Origin of the sequence: Aquitalea pelogenes (genome assembly GCF_041914625.1) — a bacterium.
GTDB classification, from domain to species: domain Bacteria; phylum Pseudomonadota; class Gammaproteobacteria; order Burkholderiales; family Chromobacteriaceae; genus Aquitalea; species Aquitalea pelogenes.
Genome location: NZ_JAYSDA010000017.1, coordinates 70,690 through 91,306, shown reverse-complemented (window position 1 = coordinate 91,306; position 20,617 = coordinate 70,690). Strand labels below are relative to the sequence as shown.

Genomic DNA, 20,617 nt, shown 5'->3' with positions numbered 1-20,617 from the left:
GCAATGCAAAAGGGGACCTGCGGGTCCCCTTTGTGCTGGATGGCAAACAGGCCTCAGTCGGCCAGCGTCACCACCACCCGCTTGTTGCGCGCGCCCTTGCTTTCAATCTTTTTCACCAGCAGGCGGCCGATTTCGCCGGTGCGGCGCACATGGGTACCGCCACAGGGTTGCAGGTCGACACCGTCGATTTCGATCAGGCGGATTTCCGGTAGCTCCAGCGGCGGGGTGACCGACATGGTCTTGATCAGCTCCGGACGGGCTTTCAGGGCTTCGCCGCTGGTCATCTGGATGCTCACCGCCAGGTCCTGTGCCACCAGCGCATTCAGGCCGGCCTCGATCTCGTCCTTGTCCAGCTCCATGCCTTCCGGCAAATCAAAATCCAGTCGACCGCCTTCTGCGGTCAGATTGCCGCCGGTCACCCCGGCCTTGATCACCACCGACAGCAAATGCAGGCCGGTATGCACCCGCATGTGACGATGACGGCGCGCCCAGTCCAGCGTCAGGGTGACGGTGCTGCCCGCAGCCAGTCGCGGGGCATCGGCAGCGGTGATGTGCAGGATCTCGCGGGTTTCGCGGTTGCGGCGGGTGTCGCTGATGGCCAGCGTGCTGCCGTCTGCCAGGGTCAGCGTGGCGGTGTCACCGGGCTGGCCGCCGCCCAGCGGGTAACACAGGGTGTCTGCCAGTACCAGGCCGGCATCGTCATGACGGATGACCGTGGTTTCCAGGGTGGTTTGGTAAGGGTCGAGGTAAAAACGCTCCGGCATGACAGCTCCTTGCATGGGGAATGGTCTGATCATGACAGGGTGATGGCGTTGCGCTGCCATTTCAAGTGGCAATTCCCCGGCAAATGCAGGGTGACAGCTTGTGAAGCTGGGCCGGGGGTAAGATAATCGCCGCTCTTTACTTATTCTGTTCCCCTGTTGCCGCCATGAGCCAAGCCCATAATCTGGAAAACTACACGCCGCCGCCGGATGCCGGCCTGTCAGTCATTTACGTGGATGACTGCCTGCTGGTGGTGGACAAGCCCTCCGGCCTGCTGTCGGTGCCTGGCCGTGGAGAGGGCAAGGACGACTGCCTGATCAGCCGGGTGCAAAAAGTGTATCCGGATGCGCTGACCGTACACCGGCTGGACATGGCCACATCAGGCCTGGTGATCTTTGGCCGTGGTGCGGCCATGCAGCGCGCGCTGTCCATCGCCTTCATGGATCGCAAGGTCAAGAAGCGCTATATCGCGGTGGTGGATGGCATCGTCCAAAGCAATAGCGGCACCATCGACCTGCCGCTGATTATCGACTGGCCCAATCGCCCGCGCCAGAAAATAGACCATGTGGAAGGCAAAGAGGCCATCACCCATTACCGCGTGGTGTCGCGTGATACCACACGCCAGACCTCGCGCATGGAGCTGGACCCGCAAACCGGGCGCGCCCACCAGTTGCGCATGCACATGCTGCATCTGGAAAGCGGCCACCCGATTCTGGGTGATGATATCTACGCGCCGCCCGAAGCGCTGGCCAAGGCCGACCGCCTGCTGCTGCATGCATCGCGGCTGGTGTTGCGTCACCCGGTGACGCAGGAAGAAATGGAATTCGACGCGCCGACGCCGTTTTGAGTGTGGTGTGGCAAGCAGATGAAAAAAGGATGCCTGGAGGCATCCTTTTTGTTTGGTGCGGAGAAGTGCTTTATTGCCGTGCCGTCCGGATATTGTCCGTCGGTGCCTGCTCGGCATTGCTGCGCCAGGGGTTGATGTCCAGGCCGCCGCGGCGGGTGTAGCGGGCGTATACCGTCAGCTGTTCCGGCGCGCAGGCGCGCAGGATGTCGGTGAAGATGCGCTCCGCGCATTGCTCGTGGAATTCGTTGTGCTGACGGAAACCGATCAGGTAGCGCAGCAGTGCTTCACGGTCCAGCTTGGGGCCGGTGTAGCGGATCTGTACGCTGCCCCAGTCCGGCTGGCCGGTCACCAGACAGTTGGACTTCAGCAGATTGCTGCACAGGGTTTCGCTCACGATATTGCCGGTATCGGCACGCAGGATGTCCGGGCAGGGCGCGTAGTTGTCCACGGCGATGTCCTGCTCGTCGATGTAGTCGCCGTCCAGCTCGGCAATACGTTCTGCGGCAAAGTCCTGTGGCAGCTGCACGCTGACCGTGACGCTGCCGCCTGCCGCGTTGGATAGGTCCAGCGCCAGTTGGGCCTGCAATTCGGCCAGGCTGGCGATGCGGGTCTGGTTATAGCTGTTCAGGTAGAGCTTGAACGACTTGGATTCGATCAGGTTGGGGCTGTCCGCCGGAATGCGGAAGGTAGCAATGCCCACCTGCGGCTTGCCGCGCGCATTCAGCCAGGACAGTTCGAAACCGGTCCAGATATCCACGCCGGCAAAGGGCAGCGCCTGTTCGTCCACGCCGATTTCATCGCGTTTCATCTTGCGCGGAATGGGAAACAGCAGGCTGGCGTCGTATTGGTCCTGATAGCTGACCGTCTTGCCCAGCGGGGACTGTTCCGGTGACATGGCTTGGGGTTTCATGGCGACTCCTTGCAAAACGGTATCAATGTTCACGGCGCATGAACTGGCGCGGGCGGAAGCCCAGCGCAAACAGCATGGCGAAATAAGTGATGGCGCCAGCCACCACCAGCAGCGTCAGCCAGAGCACCCGTTGCCAGGCGTGACCATCCCAGTGGATGGGCAGCACGGCTTGCAGCAGCAGTAGTACGGCGGCCATGGCCAGGATGGCCAGTGCCATCTTGCCAAGGAAGCTGCTCCAGCCCGTTTGCGGCTGGTAGATCTTGCGCTTGAGTAGTGTGGAGAGCAGCAGACCGGCATTCAGGCAGGAGGCGAGGCCGATCGACAGCGCCAGTCCGGCATGCTTGAGCGGGAAGACAAAGGCCAGGTTCATCAACTGGGTGCAGCACAGGGTAATCAGCGCAATGCGCACCGGCGTCTTGATGTCCTGCCGCGCATAAAAGCCCGGCGCCAGTACCTTGACCAGAATCAGCCCCAGGAGGCCGAAGGAGTAGGCGATCACCGCCTGCTGTGACATCAGCGCGTCGTGGGCGGTAAAACGGCCATACATGAACAGGGTGGACAGCAAGGGGCCGGACAGCAGGCCCAGGCCTACGGTAGCCGGTACTGCCAGCAGCAAGGACAGGCGGATGCCCCAGTCCAGCAATACGCTGAATTCGCTATCGGACTTGCTGGCAGCGTGCTTGGACAGCGAGGGCAGCAGGATGGTCCCCAGTGCCACGCCCAGCACGCCGGAGGGAAATTCCATCAGCCGGTCGGCGTAATACATCCACGACACGCTGCCGGTGGGCAGGAAGGAGGCAAAGGTGGAGTTGATCAACAGCGAGATCTGCGCCACTGATACGCCGAAAATGGCGGGGCCCATCTGGCGGATCACCCGCCATACCGCGGCATCCTTGAAGTCGAAGATGGGCATGGTAAGCATGCCGATCTGCTTGAGAAAGGGCAGTTGCCAAACCAGCTGGATCAGCCCGCCAACAAACACTGCCCAGGCCATGGCCATGATGGGCGGGTGAAAACTGTGGGTGAAAAACAGCGCAAACACGATGAAGCTGAGGTTAAGGAAGGTGGGCGTGAAAGCCGGAATCGAGAACTTGCCCCAGCTATTGAGAATGCTGCCGGTCATCGAGGACAGCGAAATGAAAAAGATATAAGGAAAGGATATGCGCAGGATGTCGGCAAACAGCGCGGCCTTGGCCGGTTCGCGATAAAAGCCGGGGGCGGAAATCCACATGATGGCCGGGGCGGCCAGCATGCCGATGGCGGTGACCAGCAACAGCACCGAACCCAGCACGCCGGTTACCTTGGCCACGAATTCGCGGGTTTCCTCTTCGGTTTTCTGGTTCTTGTATTCGCCCAGAATGGGGACGAAGGCTTGCGAGAATGCGCCCTCGGCAAACAGGCGGCGCAACATGTTGGGAATCTTGAAGGCAGCATTGAAGGCATCTGCCGACATGCCGGCACCAAATACGCGGGCGATAAGCGTGTCGCGCACCAGGCCGAGAATGCGCGACACCATGGTCATGCTGCTGACTGCAGCCAGCGCCTTGAGCAGGTTCATTGATGATGGGTGGGAGGGTTGAGCAAGCCGGCTAGTTTACGCTGGCGGGTTTATTGTTGCAAAACCTGCTGTTAAGGCTTAGAATCGCGGGTTTCAGATTCCGCTCATCAGGAGAAAGATTCATGGCTAACAGCGCACAAGCTCGCAAGCGTGCACGCACAGCCCTTAAGCAGCGCGCGCACAACGCCAGCCTGCGTACTGCGTTCCGTACTGCAGTAAAGAAAGTGCTTAAGGCAATTGAAGGTGGTGACAAGGCTGCGGCCAAGGTTGTGTTCCACGCTTCCACCAAAGTAATCGACCGTATCGCTGACAAGGGCGTGTTCCACAAGAACAAGGCAGCTCGTCACAAGAGCCGTCTGTCCGCTCAGATCAAGGCCATGGCCTGATCCCAGCCCAGCGCTGCAAGAAATACATAAAAGCCCCGCATTGGCGGGGCTTTTTGTTTGTCTGCGTGGCATGCCGTGTTGTGCATTTGCCACGCCATATTGCCTACTGCTTTAGCAGGTCAAATGCCTGTCTGGCCATTTCGCCTTCTTCATCGGTATCCAGCACATAAGCGTGGTGCTGGCTGTCGGCAGTGGTCAGCTTGCGTGCATGTGCCAGATTGGCTGCATGGTCGATAGCAAAGCCCAGCCAGCCCAGCTGGCTCAGTACCCGGCCACGTACTTCTGCCGAATGTTCGCCAATGCCGGCGGTGAAGATGATGGCATCCAGCCCCTTCATGGCAGCGGCCAGCGAGGCAATTTCCCGCACGATGCGGTAGCAGTACAGCTCTACCGCTTCACGTGCTGCAGGCAGGGGGCTTGCCAGCAGCTCGCGCATGTCGGCCGACAGGCCGCCGGAGACGCCCAGCAGGCCGGAGTTCTTGTACAGCTCGCGCCGTACCTCGCGCACCCCCATGCCTTCATGTTCCATCCAGTACAGCACCACTTCCGGGTCCAGATAGCCCGGTCGCGTGCCCATCATCAGCCCGTCCACCGCAGAAAAACCCATGCTGGATGCCACGCTTTGCCCATGCTCGATGGCGCAGGCACTGCTGCCGCTGCCCAGATGGCACACCACCACCTTGCGTTCGGCCAGCTTCAGCTCCGGCAGGCGACGGCTGATGGAGGCATAGGACAAACCGTGAAAGCCGTAACGCCGCACGCCTTCTTCATGCCAGTGCCGGGCAATGCCAAAGCGGGTGGCGACTTCCGGCTGGCTGGCATGGAAGGCGGTATCAAAGCAGGCCAGTTGCAGCAGCCCGGCATCCACGGTGCGGAAAGCTTCGATCACTTGCAGGCTGACCGGCTGGTGCAGCGGGGCCAGCGGCACATAGTCATCCAGTGCCTGGCAGACAGACTCATCCAGCCGGGTGATCTGATGGAAGCGACTGCCGCCGTGTACCACGCGGTGCACCACGGCGGTGACGGCAATGCCGTGATCGGCCAGGGTGTTGATCATGGCGGCCACGGCAGCTTCGCGGCTGTCATCACCCAGTTCGCGCTCTTCCAGTTGCTGATGCAGGGTGTCGTGCAGGCTGAGGCTGGTGTGCGGCTGGCCGAAATGGTCGATCAGGCCGCGCATCAGCAGCGCACCACCCTCCATGGCATAGGCGCGGAACTTGAGCGTGGAGGAGCCGGCATTGACGGCAATCAGGGCCTTGATCACAGGCTGGCTCCGCGGCGGCGGTGCGCCAGGACATTGGCGACGGCGGCAGAGGCCAGACGGCCGGTGGCGTCTTCGGCACGGCTGGTCAGCACAATGGGCACGCGTGCACCCATCACGATGCCGGCGGAGGCAGCAGCCGCCAGATAAGTGAGCTGCTTGGCCAGCATGTTGCCGGATTCCAGCTCAGGCACCAGCAGGATGTCCGGGTCGCCTGCCACCGGGGACACAATGCCCTTGGTGTCGGCGGCTTCATGGGAGATGGCATTGTCAAAAGCCAGCGGGCCATCCAGCACGGCACCGGTAATCTGGCCGCGATCAGCCATCTTGCACAGCGCCGCGGCATCCAGCGTGGCGCGCATGGCCGGGTTGATGGTTTCCACCGCCGCCAGAATGGCCACCTTGGGGCGGGCAATGCCCAGCGCGTGGGTGAGGTCGATGGCGTTCTGACAGATGTCGCGCTTGGTCATCAGGTCCGGTTCGATGCTGATGGCAGCGTCGGTGATGAACAGATAACGCGGATAACTTTCCACTTTCATGATGAACACGTGGCTGATGCGGCGGTCGGTGCGGATGCCGGTGTCGCGCGCCAGTACTTCAGTCATGAATTCGTCGGTATGCAGGCTGCCCTTCATCAGGATGTCGGCATAGCCGTCACGCACCAGTTTGACCGCCTGTTCGGCCGATGCATGGCTGTGCGGGGTGTCGATCAGCTCGAAGCGGCTGATGTCCACATCCAGCTCTTCGGCCAGCTTCAGCAGTTTGCTGCGCGGGCCGATCAGGATGGGGGTGGCAATGCCGTGATCGGCGGCCTCTACCGCACCCAGCAGTGCTTCACGGCTGCAGGGATGAGCCACCGCCATGGGAAGCGGGCCTTGAGCGGTGGCCTGTTGCAGGATGTCGTCAAATGCTTTGTCATCGCGGGTCATTCAGGGTCTCCGGAGCGCAGGCAGGAGGAGGCCAGCGGCATCAGGCTGCTGGCCGTGGTGTCATCAGGCCATGATGTGGTGGCCGCCATCGACATAGATGGTCTGGCCGGTCAGGCTGCGGGCGGCGTTGGAAATGAGGAAGGCGCAGGTCATGCCCACGTCTTCGATATCCACCAGCTTGTTCTGCGGTGCACGGGCAATGGCGTCGTCGATCAACTGGTCGAAATGGGCAATGCCGGAGGCGGCACGGGTCTTGAGCGGGCCGGGCGAGACCGCATGCACGCGAATGCCCTTGTGGCCCAGTTCGCTGGCCATGTAACGCGACACGCTCTCCAGTGCCGCCTTCACCGGGCCCATCATGTTGTAGTTTTCCACCACTTTGTCCGCGCCGTAGTAGCTCATGGTGATCAGCGAGCCGCCATCCTTCATCAGCGGTTCGGCATGACGGGCCATTTCCACAAAGGAGTAGCACGAGACATGCATGGCCTGCATGAAGCCCTCGCGCGAGCAGTCCACCACGCGGCCATGCAAGTCTTCCATCGGGCAAAAGGCAATGGAGTGGATGACAAAATCCAGCTTGCCCCACAGTTGTTCGATATTGGCGAACACCTCTTGCATCTGGCCCGGCTGTTCCACGTCCAGCGGCAGTACCAGCGGGGCTTCCAGTTTTTCCGCCAGCGGGCGGACATATTTTTCCGCCTTGTTGTTCAGGTAGGTGACGGCCACTTCGGCACCCAGCTCGCGCAGCACGCTGGCGCAGCCATAGGCGATGCTGTTTTCGTTGGCAATACCGACAATCAGGCCTTTTTTGCCACTGATGATGTTGCGAATGCTGTCCATGGAATCCTCTTGGGTTTGGCGGGTCGATGACGGGTTTGATGCATCCTGGCAGCGCGATATTGCGAGTGCGTGAAAAACAGCATTTTTGTATTGCGGCGTCAGTCGGATATAATCGTCCGTTTGCGGGCTGGCGACTTGCATTTGCCTGTCCTGACCGCATTTTGCATCATAGGTCACATGACCCGCGTTATTGTGCACCGTAGCAAAATCTATGTTGCACCGTAGCAAAAATTCATGTTGCACTGTAGCAAGAATACGCCATTTATGCCATTTAGATAGTGGTTGGAGCAAGGAATATGCCGATCTACGAATACCGCTGCACCGCCTGTGGCGCAGCAAAGGAACATTTGCAGAAGATGAGCGACGATCCGATCGCCCAGTGCCCGGCTTGTGGCAGTGCCGACTATCACAAGCAGCTGTCTGCTGCCGGTTTCCAGCTGAAGGGTTCCGGCTGGTATGAAACCGACTTCAAGAACGGCAGCTCCGGCGGTGGTGGTCACAGCTGTGGCAACGGCTCTTGCGGCGGCGGGTGCGCTTAAACCCCCATGACACACATCAAAATGACCGTACGGGGCTACCTGGTTGCCGGCCTGCTGATCTGGCTGCCGCTGGGTATCACCCTGTGGGTGCTGAGCCTGATCATTGGCTCCCTGGACCAGACGCTGAACCTGCTGCCGCATGAATGGCAGCCCGAACAGCTGTTCGGTTTCAGCATTCCGGGCCTGGGCGTGGTGTTTGCCTTCCTGATGCTGCTGGGCACCGGCATGCTGGCCGCCAACGTGCTGGGGCAAAGGCTGGTGGATTTCTGGCATGGCCTGATGTCGCGCACGCCCTTCGTCAAGTCCATCTACAGCAGCGTCAAGCAGGTGAGCGACACGCTGCTGTCGGATTCCGGCCAGGCCTTCAAAAAGGCCCTGCTGGTGCGCTGGCCACACCAGGACAGCTGGACGGTAGCCTTCCAGACCGGTTCGCCGGCACCGCAGGTGGTGGCGCAAATGGGCGAGGAAGAACACGTCAGTGTGTATGTGCCGACCACACCGAACCCGACTTCCGGCTATTTCATCATGGTGCCCAAGCGCGATACACGCGAATTGGCCATGAGTGTGGATGATGCCCTCAAGTACGTGATTTCCATGGGTGTGGTGGTTCCCGCCCCGGCGCCAGATGCCCAGGGTGGCAACAAGAACCAGCAAGCTTAAGCGTTCTGCCGGCATGCTCCGGCAGACGCTCGTTTCATTCAGAATGACCAATACAGAATTCAATACTAAGGGTTACCCGATGCGTACCGACTACTGCGGACTTATTGACAAGAAATACCTCGGCCAGACCGTCACCGTGAAAGGTTGGGCGCATCGTCGCCGTGACCACGGTGGTGTGATCTTCATCGACCTGCGCGACCGCGAAGGCCTGGTACAGGTGGTGATTGACCCGGATACCCCGGAAGCCTTCAAGCTGGCCGACAGCAGCCGTAACGAGTACGTGCTGGCCATCACCGGCATCGTGCGCGAGCGCCCGGCCGGTACTGCCAACAGCAAGATGATTTCCGGCGAAATCGAAATCCTGGCCAAGGAAATCGAAATCCTCAACAGCGCCGCCACCCCGCCGTTCCAGATCGACGACGAGAACATTTCGGAAAACGTGCGTCTCTTGAACCGCGTGATCGACCTGCGTCGCGCCCCGATGCAAAAGAACCTGCGCCTGCGCTACCGCGTGGCCATGGGCGTGCGTAATCACCTGGACAAGCAGGGCTTCATCGATATCGAAACCCCGATGCTGACCCGCTCCACACCGGAAGGTGCGCGTGACTACCTGGTGCCGTCCCGCGTGCATCCGGGCGAGTTCTTTGCCCTGCCGCAATCGCCGCAGCTGTTCAAGCAGCTGCTGATGGTGGCCGGCTTCGACCGCTACTACCAGATTACCAAGTGCTTCCGCGACGAAGACCTGCGTGCTGACCGTCAGCCCGAATTCACCCAGATCGATATCGAAACCTCGTTCCTGAACGAGGACGAGATCATGGACATCACCGAAAACATGGCGCAGGAAATCTTCCGCGACGTGATGAATGTCGAGCTGGGCAAGTTCCCGCGCATGACTTACAACGACGCCATGTTCTACTACGGCTCGGACAAGCCGGACCTGCGCGTGTCGCTCAAGTTCACCGAGCTGACCGACCTGATGAAGACCGAGGAATTCAAGGTATTCCGCGGTGCCGCTGATTTGCCGAACGGCCGCGTGGTGGCCCTGCGTGTACCGGGTGGTGCTGCCCTGTCGCGCAAGGAAATCGACGAATACACCCAGTTTGTCGGCATCTATGGTGCCAAGGGCCTGGCTTACATCAAGGTCAACGACAAGAGCAAGATCACCAACGACGAAACCAGCGGCCTGCAATCCCCGATCGTCAAGTTCCTGTCGGTGGCTGCGCTGGAAGAAATCATCGCCCGTACCGGTGCTGACAACGGCGACATCATCTTCTTCGGTGCCGACAAGGCCAAGGTGGTGAACGAAGCCATTGGCGCGCTGCGTATCAAGATTGGCCACGAGCATGGCGAGAAGGGTGCTTACTTCGTACGCGAATGGCGTCCGCTGTGGGTGGTGGACTTCCCGATGTTCGAACACGACGAAGAAGCCGACCGCTGGACTGCCTGCCACCATCCGTTCACCAGCCCGAAACCGGGTCACGAAGACCTGATGGACACCGATCCGGGTGCTTGCCTGGCACGTGCCTACGACATGGTGCTGAACGGTTGGGAAATCGGTGGTGGTTCGGTGCGTATCCACCGTGCCGACGTGCAGGAAAAAGTATTCGCTGCGCTGAAGATCACCCCGGAAGAGCAGCAGAACAAGTTCGGCTTCCTGCTGGACAACCTGAAGTTCGGTGCACCGCCGCATGGTGGCCTGGCCTTTGGTCTGGACCGTCTGGTTACCCTGATGGCCGGTGCCGAGTCCATCCGCGACGTGATTGCCTTCCCCAAGACCCAGCGCGCCCAGTGCCTGCTGACCAACGCACCGAATGCGGTGGACGACAAGCAGCTGCGCGAACTGAACCTGCGTCTGCGTCAGAAAGCCGAACCGGCAGCCTGAGCCTGATGGCAATGGCAGCACACAAGAACGGACACCCAGGTGTCCGTTTTTTTTTCATGCTGCAAGCAGTCAGGCAGAAGCTGTCCGGAAAGCGAGGCTTGAAACCGGTAATGGCTGACCTCATCTGTCATGGGTAGTCATTTTCGGCGGCATTCATTGTGAAACTTTATCGACACGATATGGATTTACAATTTGCCCGTCCTCTGCCGCCTGATTTATAAAGCCCCCGCATTCCGCAGCGTTTGCGTATTGCCCGATACCGCAGACGCTGTCATATCAACAACGCAAGGAGATCCGCATGGCCGTACTCGTTGGTAAGCAAGCACCGTTCTTCGCTGGTGAAAAAACCTTCTCCGCCGTTCTGGGCGATGGTCAGATCGTTGACAACTACTCCTTCCAGGAAGCCACTGCCGGCAAATACGCCGTGGTGTTTTTCTACCCGCTGGACTTCACCTTCGTCTGCCCGTCCGAGCTGATCGCTTTCGATCACCGTCTGGCTGAATTCAAGGCCCGCAATGTGGAAGTGATCGGCGTGTCCATCGACAGCCAGTTCACCCACGCTGCATGGCGCAACACCCCGGTGGAAAAGGGTGGCATCGGCGAAGTTGGCTACACCCTGGTGGCCGACATCCAGCACGACCTGTGCAAGGCCTTTGATGTGGAAGCCGACGGTGGCGTGGCATTCCGTGGTTCCTTCCTGATCGACAAGGCTGGCGTGGTACAGCATCAGGTTGTCAACAACCTGCCGCTGGGCCGCAATGTGGATGAAATGATCCGCATGGTAGACGCACTGCAATTCACCGAAGAACACGGCGAAGTGTGCCCGGCTGGCTGGAACAAGGGCAAGAAGGGCATGAAGCCGAGCGCCGAAGGCGTTGCTTCCTACCTGGCTGAAAACGCCGCCCAGCTGTAAGCAGCCTTGCTGACCGGCATGACCGGTCTGCCCTGTTGTCTGAACCCCGCCATTGCGCGGGGTTTTTCATGTGATCTGCTATACCTTATTAACAGATCAAGCAGACAGCGGAGGCCAATTTGAGCACGTCGCTATCCGGAGAGGACGCGGCAGTCCAGTTGCACATCATCAAGCGCTTTCGCGCTGCACTGCCGTATTCCATTGTGGCCGGTGCCTTGTTGGCGCTCGCCATGTCCTGGCATGCGCCCTTGCGTAATATCCTGCTCTGGTGGGGTGTGTTGATCAGCTGGCAGTGTCTCTATGCCCAATGCCTCAGGCATTGGCTGAATGCTGCCACTAACGGCGGACTGACGTCGCGACAGTTTAACGGTTTTGTCCTGATGACTACCCTGGCCGGCATCTGGTGGGGTAGTGCCGTCTGGTGGCTGGTGCCGGACGCAGATCCGCTCTACCTGATCGTGGTCATGCTGTGGCTGGCAGCAGTTGCCGCGTCATATGCTGCTTATCTGACAGGTATCCGTTCCTTGCCCTTGCTGGTGCTTGGCCTGATGCTGCTGACCGTGCAACCTCGCTTGTGGATGGCTGATTCCCCGGTGCTGCACCTGGCTGGTTTGTCCGTGCTGCTGTTTACTGCCGTACTGATCACCATGACCTGGCCCTTGCATCGTTATTTGCGTGAGAACTACGCGGTGCGCGAAGAGAACAACCGTTTGCTGCAAGACATGACGGCCCAGCAGGAAACGCTGGACCAGTACAACCAGCAGCTGGAACAGCGTGGTCGCGAGCTGGATATTGCGCTGGCACGCGTGGAAACCCTGGTGGCGCATGACCCGCTGACCGGGGTGTTGAGCCGGCGCGCCATCATGATTCAGGCTGAGCACCGTCTGGTGGAGGCGGCAGCGGGCAAAGCCTTCTGTTTGGCCATGCTGGACCTGGATCATTTCAAATCCATCAATGATGGTTACGGGCATCTGGTGGGGGATGAAGTCCTGCGCCAGGTTTGTCGCCTGGTTGGCGCGCAAATGCGCTGCAACGACAGCCTGGGCCGCTATGGCGGCGAGGAATTCATGCTGCTGCTGGAAGGAATGAACCTCGAGGCGGCCATATTGCGGCTGGAGAGTATCCGGGAGGACATCGCCCGGCATGATTGGTCCGGCTTGCTGGGTTCGCGCGGGGTGACGGTGTCGATGGGGCTGATGCACTGGCAGCCGGGCCTGGACTTGCCGCAGATGATCAAGCGGGCGGATGACTTGCTGTATGCCGCCAAGCGGGCCGGGCGTAATCAGGTACTGACCGAGGCGCTGGCCCGGCAACTGGTCAGGGGGCTGGCATGAAGCGGTTGGCGTATCTGCAACAGGAAAGCCCGCACTGGCGTGAAGAGGCTGACCTCACCCGTTATTTTGTCGATGCGGCCTACCAGTCCATCGGCCCCGCGGTGTGCAGCACACCCGTACTGGCCTGGATTGCCTACGAACACGCTTCGCTATGGCGCATGCTGTGCTGGATGGCGCTGTTCTGGCTGGTGGAATGGCGGCTGATTCTGGTGGTACGCAGCTTCCGCCGCAACGATACCCATCCGCTGGTGGTGTATCAGTACTATCCGGCCATCCGCGATTGCCTGCTGGCCAGCAGCCTGTTGTGGGGCAGTTGTATCTGGTTCATGGCACCCATCGAGCCGGACCGGCCTTATGAAATGCTGCTGCTGCTGTGGGTATCCGGCATTTTTGCCTTGCTGTGCATCATGATGTCCGCCTGTCGCGATATCCATGTGCTGTTTTTTGCCGCTTTCTGGGCTTTCCCGGTGTTTTCCTTGCTCAATGACGGACAGCGGCTGGAGATGGTCGCCCTGCTGGGGGTGGTGTTGTACCTGTTGTCGCAATGGCGTTTTGTGCGCGGCTTCCGCCAGACCCTGTTCGAGACGGTACAACTCAAACATGCCAATCAAAGCATGATGGAGCAGCTGGTGGAAATGCATGTGCAGGCCAGCATGAAACGCGAAAGCCTGGAACAGAATCGCCTGGCATTGCAAACCGCACTGGCCGAGGGAGAGCGCTTGCTGGAGTGTGATGCGCTGACCGGCTGTTTCAATCAGCGGGCATTGCGTCGTCAACTGGACCTGTATGCCGCCCAGAGTGCTGAAAACGGACAGGGCTGGTCGTTGTCCATTCTGGACCTGGATCACTTCAAGCAGGTGAATGACACTTTTGGTCATCAGGCTGGCGATGCCGTGCTGGAGCAACTGGTACACAAGGTGAGCGAATTGCTGCCGGACGGAATGCAGCTGTACCGTTACGGGGGAGAGGAGTTTGTCGTGCTGGCACCGCAGCAGCCGGCGGCGGTGCTGGCCACCGCGCTGGATGCCATTCGCCAGCAACTGTCGACCTCGCGCTGGGAAGCGCTGCCGGCCTCCTGGCAGCAAACCGTTTCAGCCGGCGTGGTGGCCTGTCAGCCCGGCGACCCGGTGAATCACAGCCTGCAACAGGCCGACATGGCGCTCTATGCCGCCAAGCATCGCGGCCGCAATCGCATCTGCATGGCCAGCGAGCTGGCCACCCCTGTGCTGCAGGGGTTCTCCCACTCTTCCTGAAGTTTTATTTCAAGGGCAGCTTGGCCTTGACGGTGCGCATCATGGTAGCTTGTACGCTGGCTACCGGGTGCAGCCCGTCCGGCTGGAATTTGCTGATGTCGGTGGCAAAGCCGGCTACCAGCAGCGGAACGTAGGCCAGCTGATTGCGCTTGGCAACACGGTCGTACACCGCGCGGAACTCTGCGGTGTATTGCGGGCCATAGTTGCTTGGCAAGGCCATGCCCACCAGCACCACCCGGGCCGCCGCCTTGCGCGACAGGTCTACCATCTGCTGCAGGTTGTTTTCCATGCGGTTCAGCGGCAAGCCACGCAGGCCATCGTTGGCACCCAGTTCCAGCACCACGATGTCGGGTTTGTGACGGCGCAAGGCATCAGGCAGCCGCGTAAGGCCCCCGTCGCTGGTTTCGCCCGAGATGCTGGCATTGATAATCCGGTGCTTTGGCTCCAGATCCTGTTGTAACAGGCTGACCCAGCCTTGCTCCGGTGTCAGGCCGTAACCGGCTGACAGGCTGTCGCCCATTACCAGAATGGTGGCGGCGCTGACCGGCAAGGCCAGCAGGCTGATGCACAGCGTGCACCACAGCTTCAATTTTGCAGAAAGCATATGACTCCAATACATGACAAGGCGGTATTGTCGGCGCGGGATCTGGCCAAACAAGTTGTTTTCAACGGCGCGCCGCTGGACATCCTGCACGCGGCCAGCCTGAGCGTACAAGCGGGGGAGAGTGTGGCCATTGTCGGCGCTTCCGGTTCTGGCAAATCCACCTTGCTGTCCTTGCTGGCCGGACTGGACCAGCCCAGTCAGGGCGATGTCTCCCTGTTTGGCCAGTCACTGTCCGGCCTGAGCGAGGATGGCCGCGCTTTGCTGCGCAGGGACAAGGTGGGGTTCGTGTTCCAGAATTTCCAGCTGATGCCGCAACTGACCGCCCTGGAAAACGTGATGCTGCCGCTGGAGCTGGCCGGGCACAAGGATGCGCGTGACACCGCCAGCCAGATGCTGGGCCATGTCGGCCTGGCACACCGGCTGCGTCATTATCCCAGGCATCTGTCCGGTGGCGAGCAGCAGCGCGTGGCGCTGGCGCGTGCCTTTGCCATCCATCCGGGCATCCTGTTTGCCGACGAACCGACCGGGAATCTGGATGCCGCCACCGGCCGCCAGATCATCGACCTGTTGTTCCAGCTCAATAGCGAACAGCATACCTCGCTGGTGCTGGTGACTCACGACAATGAACTGGCCAGCCGTTGCGATGCCATCTACCGTCTGGTGGATGGCCGTCTGAATGGAGCGCGTGCATGAGCTGGTGGAGCCGCCTGTTGCTGGCCGCCCGCTTTGTGCGGCGGGAAATCGTCTCTGGCGAGCTGAGCATTCTGGCCCTCGCGCTGTTGGTGGCGGTGACTGCGCTGACCAGTGTCAGCTTCTTTTCCGACCGGGTGGCACGGGCGCTCACCACCCAGGCCACCCAGCTGCTGGCGGCTGACCTGGTGCTCAATGGCAATCAGCCGGCACCGGCTGCCATCCGTCAGGAAGCACAACGTCGCGGCCTGCAAGTGGCCGATAACATCAGCTTTCCCTCCATGGTGTTTGCCCAGGGCCAGGCTACGCTGGCCACTTACAAGGCAGTCAGCAACAGCTACCCCCTGCGCGGCGAAGTGACGGTGCGCCGGGTGGACGGCCAGTTGCAGACGGGCAGGCTGCACCCGGCGGCAGGCATGGTATGGGCCGATGCGCGTCTGCTGCGCAAGCTGGGAGTGAAGCTGGGTGAGCGCATCAATGTCGGCAATATCGCGCTGCAACTGGATGGCGAAATCCTGCGCGAGCCGGATGGCGCCATGGATTTGTACAATTTTGTACCACGGCTGATGTTCAACAGTGCCGACCTGGCCGCCACCGGGCTGATTCAGGAAGGCAGCCGTGCGCGCTGGCGGCTGATGCTGGCCGGGGATGACCGTCAGATCAGTGACCTGCGGCAATGGCTGGCGGCGCGCTTGCCAGCTGGCAGCCGCCTGGAAAACGTGGAAGAAGCACGCCCGGAAATCCGCACCGCACTGGAGCGGGCCCGACGCTTTCTTGGCCTCACCGCCATGCTGACCGTAGCCCTGTCCGCCGCCGCCGTGGCGCTGGCGGTGCGGCGCTACCTGGCGCGGCACTGGCAGCCAGTGGCGGTATTGCGCTGCATGGGGCTGACCTCATCCGAGGTGCTGGGTCTGTTTGTCTGTCTGTTCCTGCTACTGGGCCTGCTCAGTGGTGTGCTGGGCACGCTGGCGGGTTTTGCCGTACAGCTGGGCCTGATGCAACTGAGCAGCCGTTTTGTTGGTGAAGTACTGCCCAACCCTGGCTGGCAAAGCTGGCTGCTGGGGCCTGCGGCATCGCTGCTGTTACTGGCTGGCCTCGCGCTGCCGCCGCTGCTGGCGATTCGTCAGGTATCGCCGCTGGCGGTGCTGCGTAATGACGTCCCGCTGCTGCGCAGCAGTCTGGTGGCACCCTTGCTGGCCGTGCTGGTGTTGCTGCTGCTGGCGGCATGGCAGATGGACGATGTGGTTCTGGCTGCCTGGCTGCTGGGTGGCATGCTGGCTTTTTTTGCCGGTGTCGGCCTGCTGGCCTGGGGCATGTTGTCCTTGCTGCGACGCCTGCCCGCAGGGCGGCAGGTGGGCTGGCGTTACGGGGTGGCGAACCTGGCGCGCCGTCCCTGGCTGGCCATTGTGCAGATCGTGGCATTGGCGGTGGGCATCATGGCCTTGCTCACCCTTACCGTGGTGCGTGACGACCTGATTGCCGCCTGGCAAAAAAGTGTGCCTGCCGATGCGCCCAACAAGTTTGTCATCAATATCCAGCAAGGCCAGCGTGCCGCCCTGCAACAGCAGTTTGTGACGGCTGGCCTGCCGGCACCGGCCTTGTCGCCGATGATTCGTGGCCGCTTGCTGGCCATCAATGACAAGCCGGTACGGCCTTCGGCACTGCAGGACGAGCAGGCAAGGCGGCTGGCCGAGCGTGAATTCAATCTTTCCTGGCGGGATGAGCTGCCGGAAGGCAACCGCATCCTGTCCGGTCAGTGGTGGCAAGCAAAAGCCAGGCCGCAGTTTTCCGTGGAGCAGGGTCTGGCCAGAACACTGGGCATCAGGCTGGGCGACACGCTGGCATTTGATATCGGCGGCACGACATACCGCGCCAGGGTCACCAGCCTGCGCAGCGTGGCCTGGGACAGTTTCCGGGTGAATTTCTTCGTGCTGGCCCCGCCATCCCTGTTGCAACAGCAGCCAGCCAGCTGGATCAGCAGCTTCCGCCTGGATGCTGCCCAGGAAGACTTTGCCAACCGGCTGGTTGCGGCCTTCCCCAATATCAGCATCATCGATGTCAGCGCTATTCTGGATGAGGTGCGGGCCATGGTGGACAAGCTGACCCGTGCCATCGAGGCCATGTTTGTGCTGGCGCTGGCGGCCGGTGTGCTGGTGTTGTGGGCGGCACTGGCGGCCACGCGTGACGAGCGCCTGTTCGATATTGCCCTGATGCGCGCACTGGGCGCGTCGGACCGTCAGGTCCGTGCGGTGATTCTGGCCGAACTGGCCTGGCTGGGGGCTTTCACGGGCCTGCTGGCCGCACTGGGGGCGATGGGTGTGGGTGGAATTGCCGCCAGCAAGTTGTTCAACCTGCCGTGGAGCATCAATGCAGGCTTGCTGCCTTTGGGCATGGGCTGTGGCATGCTGGTGGTCATGCTGGCAGGGTGGCCCCTGGTGGGTCGGGTGACACGTACTTCACCACTGGCGGTATTGCGTTCCGTATGAGCGGCGTCAGGCGACGCCGTGCCATGACAAAGCAGGCAGGAAAGCCTGCAAGGAGTTTGGAGATGGATTCCCAGGTATTGGCTGCCATGGCCAAGTGGCCCAATGTCCCGGCGGTATTTGGCTGGTTGCGGCTGGATGCTCGCGGCCAGTGGTGGATACGGGAGGAAAGGCTGAGCCACGATGGCATGGTGGCTTTTTTTAACCGCAATTACAGCCGTGATGCCCAGGGCCGCTATTACGTGCAGAACGGGCCGCAAAAAGTGTTTGTCAGCCTGGATGCCGCACCGCTGGTGGCACGTCTGCAGGATGGCCGCTGGCAAACCCTGCCGTGTGACGATGATGTGCAGGCCCGCGAGGCTTTCATGACCGAGGACGGACAGCTGTTCATCGAAATCGCCGGAGAGCTGGCCGTGGTGGATGATCGCGACCTGCCGGACATCGCCGCTGCAGGGCTGGCTGGTTGGGATGGTGACACTACCCGCCTGCCGGCCAGCTTGCAACTGGCGGAACACCCCTTGCCCCTGAGCCGGCACAGTCTGGCTGAGCTGTGGCAGCGTTATGGGGTGGTGGCCCGGCCGCACGCCTGACAGGCAAGCGCTGCGTCCGGATTCAATCCAGACGCCGGGCTTGTGCCTTCACCGTTTTCTTTCTGCCTGCCAGCACGCCGGAACAGAGCGCTGTCACGGCAATGCCGCCAAACAACCAGCCCACCGGTGCCCAGTTGCCTGCCATGTCGTGGATGATGCCGGCGGCCAGCGGGCCGCATGCGGCCACGGTATAGCCCACGCCCTGGGCCATCCCGGACAGATGGGCGGCCACATGCGCATCCGGCGCACGCAATACCAGCAGGCTCAGGGCCATGCTGAAGGCACCGCCCTGACCGATGCCCAGCAATACCGCCCACGCCCAAAGCTGGCCAACCGGCGCATACAGCATGCCCAGCAGCCCGGCCAGGGTGAAACTCATCACGCAGGCAATCGGCAGGCGCTGGTCGGCCCCGCACTGTGCCAGCAAGGGAACGCCCAGCGAGGAAAGCACCTGCGTCATGATGGACAGCGACATCAGCAGCCCGGCTTGCAAGGGCGAGAGGCCCCGTTCGATCAGCATGGACGGCATCCAGCCAAACACGATGTAAGACAGCGAAGACTGCAAGCCCATATAGGCGGTGACTTGCCAGGCCAGTGGATCGCGCCACAAGCCGCTGACCTGCCAGTGGCCGGCATGCTGTGCTTGCCGGCCTGACAGCTGTGGCCACCAGACAATCAAAGCCAGCAAGGCCGGTGTGGCCCAGAACGCCAGTGCCGCTTGCCAGCTGTGGCCAAACAGCTGATCCAGCGGCACGGTGGCACCGGCTGCCAGCGCGGCACCCAGACACAGGGCCATGGTGTACACCCCGGTCATCAGCCCGGCCCGGTCGGCAAAATCCCGTTTGACAATGCCCGGCAGTAGCACACCGCAAATACCGATGGCTGCGCCGGAAAACAAGGCACCCAGTAGCAGGCCGACATAGCCCAGCTGGCTGCGCAGCAGGATGCCGATACTCAGCAGCAACAGCGCGCCGGCAATGCTGCGTTCACTGCCAAAGCGGCGCGCCAGCTGCGGTGCCAGCGGGCCGAACAGGCCCAGGCACAGCACCGGCAGGGTGGTGAGCAGGCTGGCCATGGTGGCTGTCAGGCCAAGGTCGTGCTTTACCTGGTCCAGCACCGGAGCCAGGCTGGAAAGTGCAGGGCGCAGATTGATGCCGATCAGCACCATGCCCAGCACCAGCATGGCGCGTGTGCGGGCGGGAGGGGCTTGTTGCTGCACACCCTCGTCGTCGATTTCGGCATCAATGAGTAGTTCTTCTGCCAACAGCTTGCTGTTGCTGGATAATGGAGGGGGCATGCTCAATCTCGTGCAGTTGTCGGTGGGGTGGGGCTGGCCGGGCTGACCGGCAACAGGCTGTCCAGTATCTGTAGCAGGGGGCGGGTGACTGCGGCGGCGGCAGCACCGGCGGCCTTGCCATCACCATTGGCAATGGCATCGACAATGGCCTGATGCGAGGCCAGGTCGGGGTCGGGCAGGGCTTCGTCATGCATGGTGCGCAGGATGCTGTCTTGCACCGTCAGGGTGAAATAGCGGTACAGCTCGGCCAGTGCCGCATTGCCACTGGCCTCGGCAATGGCCAGGTGAAAGTCCAGGTCACGGTGGATGAAGTCGGCGGCGTCCGGATATTGCTGTTGCTCGCCGCGTACCGTCAGCAGGTGGGCGATGCGTGCCACATCCTGTGGGCTGGCCCGTTGTGCGGCCAGGCGGGCGGTATGTTCTTCCAGCAGGGCGCGGACTTCCAGCTGTTCGCGCAGGCTGGCCCGGCTGATGGCGCGCATGGCCTCGGCCGGGCTGGTGGTGGCCCGGACATAGGTGCCGTCTCCCTGCCGCACCTCCAGCAAGCCGGCATACAGCAATACCCGCACGGCCTCGCGTACGGTGTTGCGGCTGATGCCCAGCAAGGCTGCCAGTTCCGGTTCGGTGGGGATGCGGCTGTCGACCGGCCATTGACCGGCGGCAAGGCGCTGGCCGATATCTTCGACGGCAAGGTCTACCAGCGAGCGTCTGGCTTGGTGCAGTGGCGGCATGGTTTGTCTCTATTCATCCAATCATCCGATGTATTTTGACGTGGGCCGACGGATGAGGCAAGTTTTTAGCTGGAGCTGGAGCTGGAGTGAAGAGTGAGGGGTGAGGGGTGAGGGGTGAGGGGTGAGGGGTGAGGGGTGAGGGGTGAGG

Annotated in this window: 20 protein-coding genes; 11 read left to right on the top strand and 9 right to left on the bottom strand. The window is 61.4% G+C overall.

All coding sequences use genetic code 11. The features are described 5' to 3' along the window. Window positions 1-53: 53 nt before the first annotated feature. Window positions 54-764, bottom strand: coding sequence for an alanyl-tRNA editing protein (locus ACE3SE_RS14110; RefSeq protein WP_374556159.1), 711 nt, complete (start codon window positions 762-764; stop codon window positions 54-56). 164 nt (window positions 765-928) lie between these two features. Between ACE3SE_RS14110 and ACE3SE_RS14105 the strand changes: the two genes are divergently transcribed. Next, window positions 929-1,609 (top strand): pseudouridine synthase, encoded by a 681-nt coding sequence (locus ACE3SE_RS14105; RefSeq protein WP_374556157.1) that lies wholly within the window; start codon window positions 929-931, stop codon window positions 1,607-1,609. A gap of 70 nt (window positions 1,610-1,679) precedes the next feature. Here the strand turns inward: ACE3SE_RS14105 and queF are convergent, their stop codons facing one another. Further along, a complete protein-coding gene (gene queF, locus ACE3SE_RS14100) occupies window positions 1,680-2,519 on the bottom strand; it encodes an NADPH-dependent 7-cyano-7-deazaguanine reductase QueF (RefSeq protein WP_374556155.1) in 840 nt (279 codons plus the stop codon). A 22-nt stretch (window positions 2,520-2,541) separates the two neighbouring features. Continuing rightward, window positions 2,542-4,077 (bottom strand): murein biosynthesis integral membrane protein MurJ, encoded by a 1,536-nt coding sequence (gene murJ / locus ACE3SE_RS14095; RefSeq protein ID WP_131358029.1) that lies wholly within the window; start codon window positions 4,075-4,077, stop codon window positions 2,542-2,544. Between the two features lie 122 nt (window positions 4,078-4,199). Between murJ and rpsT the strand changes: the two genes are divergently transcribed. Further along, window positions 4,200-4,463, top strand: a complete 264-nt coding sequence (rpsT, locus tag ACE3SE_RS14090; protein WP_045847229.1) for a 30S ribosomal protein S20 — start codon at window positions 4,200-4,202, stop codon at window positions 4,461-4,463. Window positions 4,464-4,566: 103 nt separating this feature from the next. On the opposite strand, the gene ACE3SE_RS14085 is transcribed toward rpsT, so the two are convergent. The 3 genes from ACE3SE_RS14085 to fabI form a co-directional block, all read right to left on the bottom strand. Continuing rightward, window positions 4,567-5,727: an acetate/propionate family kinase gene (locus ACE3SE_RS14085; RefSeq protein WP_062788287.1), complete on the bottom strand. Its 1,161-nt coding sequence runs from the start codon at window positions 5,725-5,727 to the stop codon at window positions 4,567-4,569. Beyond that, window positions 5,724-6,653, bottom strand: a complete 930-nt coding sequence (locus ACE3SE_RS14080) for a phosphate acetyltransferase (RefSeq protein WP_374556152.1) — start codon at window positions 6,651-6,653, stop codon at window positions 5,724-5,726. Before ACE3SE_RS14080 ends, ACE3SE_RS14085 begins: the two co-directional genes overlap by 4 nt. Window positions 6,654-6,716: 63 nt before the next feature. Beyond that, a complete protein-coding gene (fabI, locus tag ACE3SE_RS14075; protein ID WP_374556150.1) occupies window positions 6,717-7,493 on the bottom strand; it encodes an enoyl-ACP reductase FabI in 777 nt (258 codons plus the stop codon). Window positions 7,494-7,789: 296 nt separating this feature from the next. On the opposite strand from fabI, the gene ACE3SE_RS14070 reads away from it, so the two are divergent. The 6 genes from ACE3SE_RS14070 (at window position 7,790) to ACE3SE_RS14045 (ending at window position 14,074) form a co-directional block, all read left to right on the top strand. Beyond that, complete coding sequence (locus ACE3SE_RS14070) at window positions 7,790-8,032, top strand: FmdB family zinc ribbon protein (protein ID WP_045847232.1); 243 nt, start codon at window positions 7,790-7,792, stop codon at window positions 8,030-8,032. A gap of 6 nt (window positions 8,033-8,038) precedes the next feature. Continuing rightward, a complete protein-coding gene (locus ACE3SE_RS14065) occupies window positions 8,039-8,692 on the top strand; it encodes a DUF502 domain-containing protein (RefSeq protein WP_062788281.1) in 654 nt (217 codons plus the stop codon). Between the two features lie 79 nt (window positions 8,693-8,771). Next, a complete protein-coding gene (aspS, locus tag ACE3SE_RS14060; RefSeq protein ID WP_131358037.1) occupies window positions 8,772-10,574 on the top strand; it encodes an aspartate--tRNA ligase in 1,803 nt (600 codons plus the stop codon). Window positions 10,575-10,872: 298 nt separating this feature from the next. Next, a complete protein-coding gene (locus ACE3SE_RS14055; RefSeq protein ID WP_045847234.1) occupies window positions 10,873-11,487 on the top strand; it encodes a peroxiredoxin in 615 nt (204 codons plus the stop codon). A 119-nt stretch (window positions 11,488-11,606) separates the two neighbouring features. Next, window positions 11,607-12,821 carry a GGDEF domain-containing protein gene (locus ACE3SE_RS14050; protein WP_374556146.1) on the top strand — a complete coding sequence of 405 codons (1,215 nt, stop codon included), beginning with the start codon at window positions 11,607-11,609 and terminating at the stop codon, window positions 12,819-12,821. Next, a complete protein-coding gene (locus tag ACE3SE_RS14045) occupies window positions 12,818-14,074 on the top strand; it encodes a GGDEF domain-containing protein (protein ID WP_374556144.1) in 1,257 nt (418 codons plus the stop codon). Before ACE3SE_RS14050 ends, ACE3SE_RS14045 begins: the two co-directional genes overlap by 4 nt. A 4-nt stretch (window positions 14,075-14,078) precedes the next feature. On the opposite strand, the gene ACE3SE_RS14040 is transcribed toward ACE3SE_RS14045, so the two are convergent. Continuing rightward, window positions 14,079-14,678: an arylesterase gene (locus ACE3SE_RS14040; protein WP_374556142.1), complete on the bottom strand. Its 600-nt coding sequence runs from the start codon at window positions 14,676-14,678 to the stop codon at window positions 14,079-14,081. Between ACE3SE_RS14040 and ACE3SE_RS14035 the strand changes: the two genes are divergently transcribed. From ACE3SE_RS14035 to ACE3SE_RS14025, 3 genes are all read left to right on the top strand, one after another. Beyond that, a complete protein-coding gene (locus ACE3SE_RS14035; RefSeq protein WP_045847236.1) occupies window positions 14,679-15,371 on the top strand; it encodes an ABC transporter ATP-binding protein in 693 nt (230 codons plus the stop codon). Beyond that, entirely contained in the window at window positions 15,368-17,854 is a 2,487-nt protein-coding gene (locus tag ACE3SE_RS14030) for an ABC transporter permease (RefSeq protein WP_374556140.1), read from the top strand. Before ACE3SE_RS14035 ends, ACE3SE_RS14030 begins: the two co-directional genes overlap by 4 nt. A gap of 62 nt (window positions 17,855-17,916) precedes the next feature. Continuing rightward, entirely contained in the window at window positions 17,917-18,441 is a 525-nt protein-coding gene (locus tag ACE3SE_RS14025; RefSeq protein ID WP_045847238.1) for a DUF2946 family protein, read from the top strand. Window positions 18,442-18,463: 22 nt separating this feature from the next. On the opposite strand, the gene ACE3SE_RS14020 is transcribed toward ACE3SE_RS14025, so the two are convergent. Continuing rightward, entirely contained in the window at window positions 18,464-19,738 is a 1,275-nt protein-coding gene (locus tag ACE3SE_RS14020) for a CynX/NimT family MFS transporter (protein ID WP_374556138.1), read from the bottom strand. Between the two features lie 2 nt (window positions 19,739-19,740). After that, window positions 19,741-20,469 carry a FadR/GntR family transcriptional regulator gene (locus ACE3SE_RS14015; RefSeq protein ID WP_374556136.1) on the bottom strand — a complete coding sequence of 243 codons (729 nt, stop codon included), beginning with the start codon at window positions 20,467-20,469 and terminating at the stop codon, window positions 19,741-19,743. Between the last annotated feature and the right edge of the window lie 148 nt (window positions 20,470-20,617).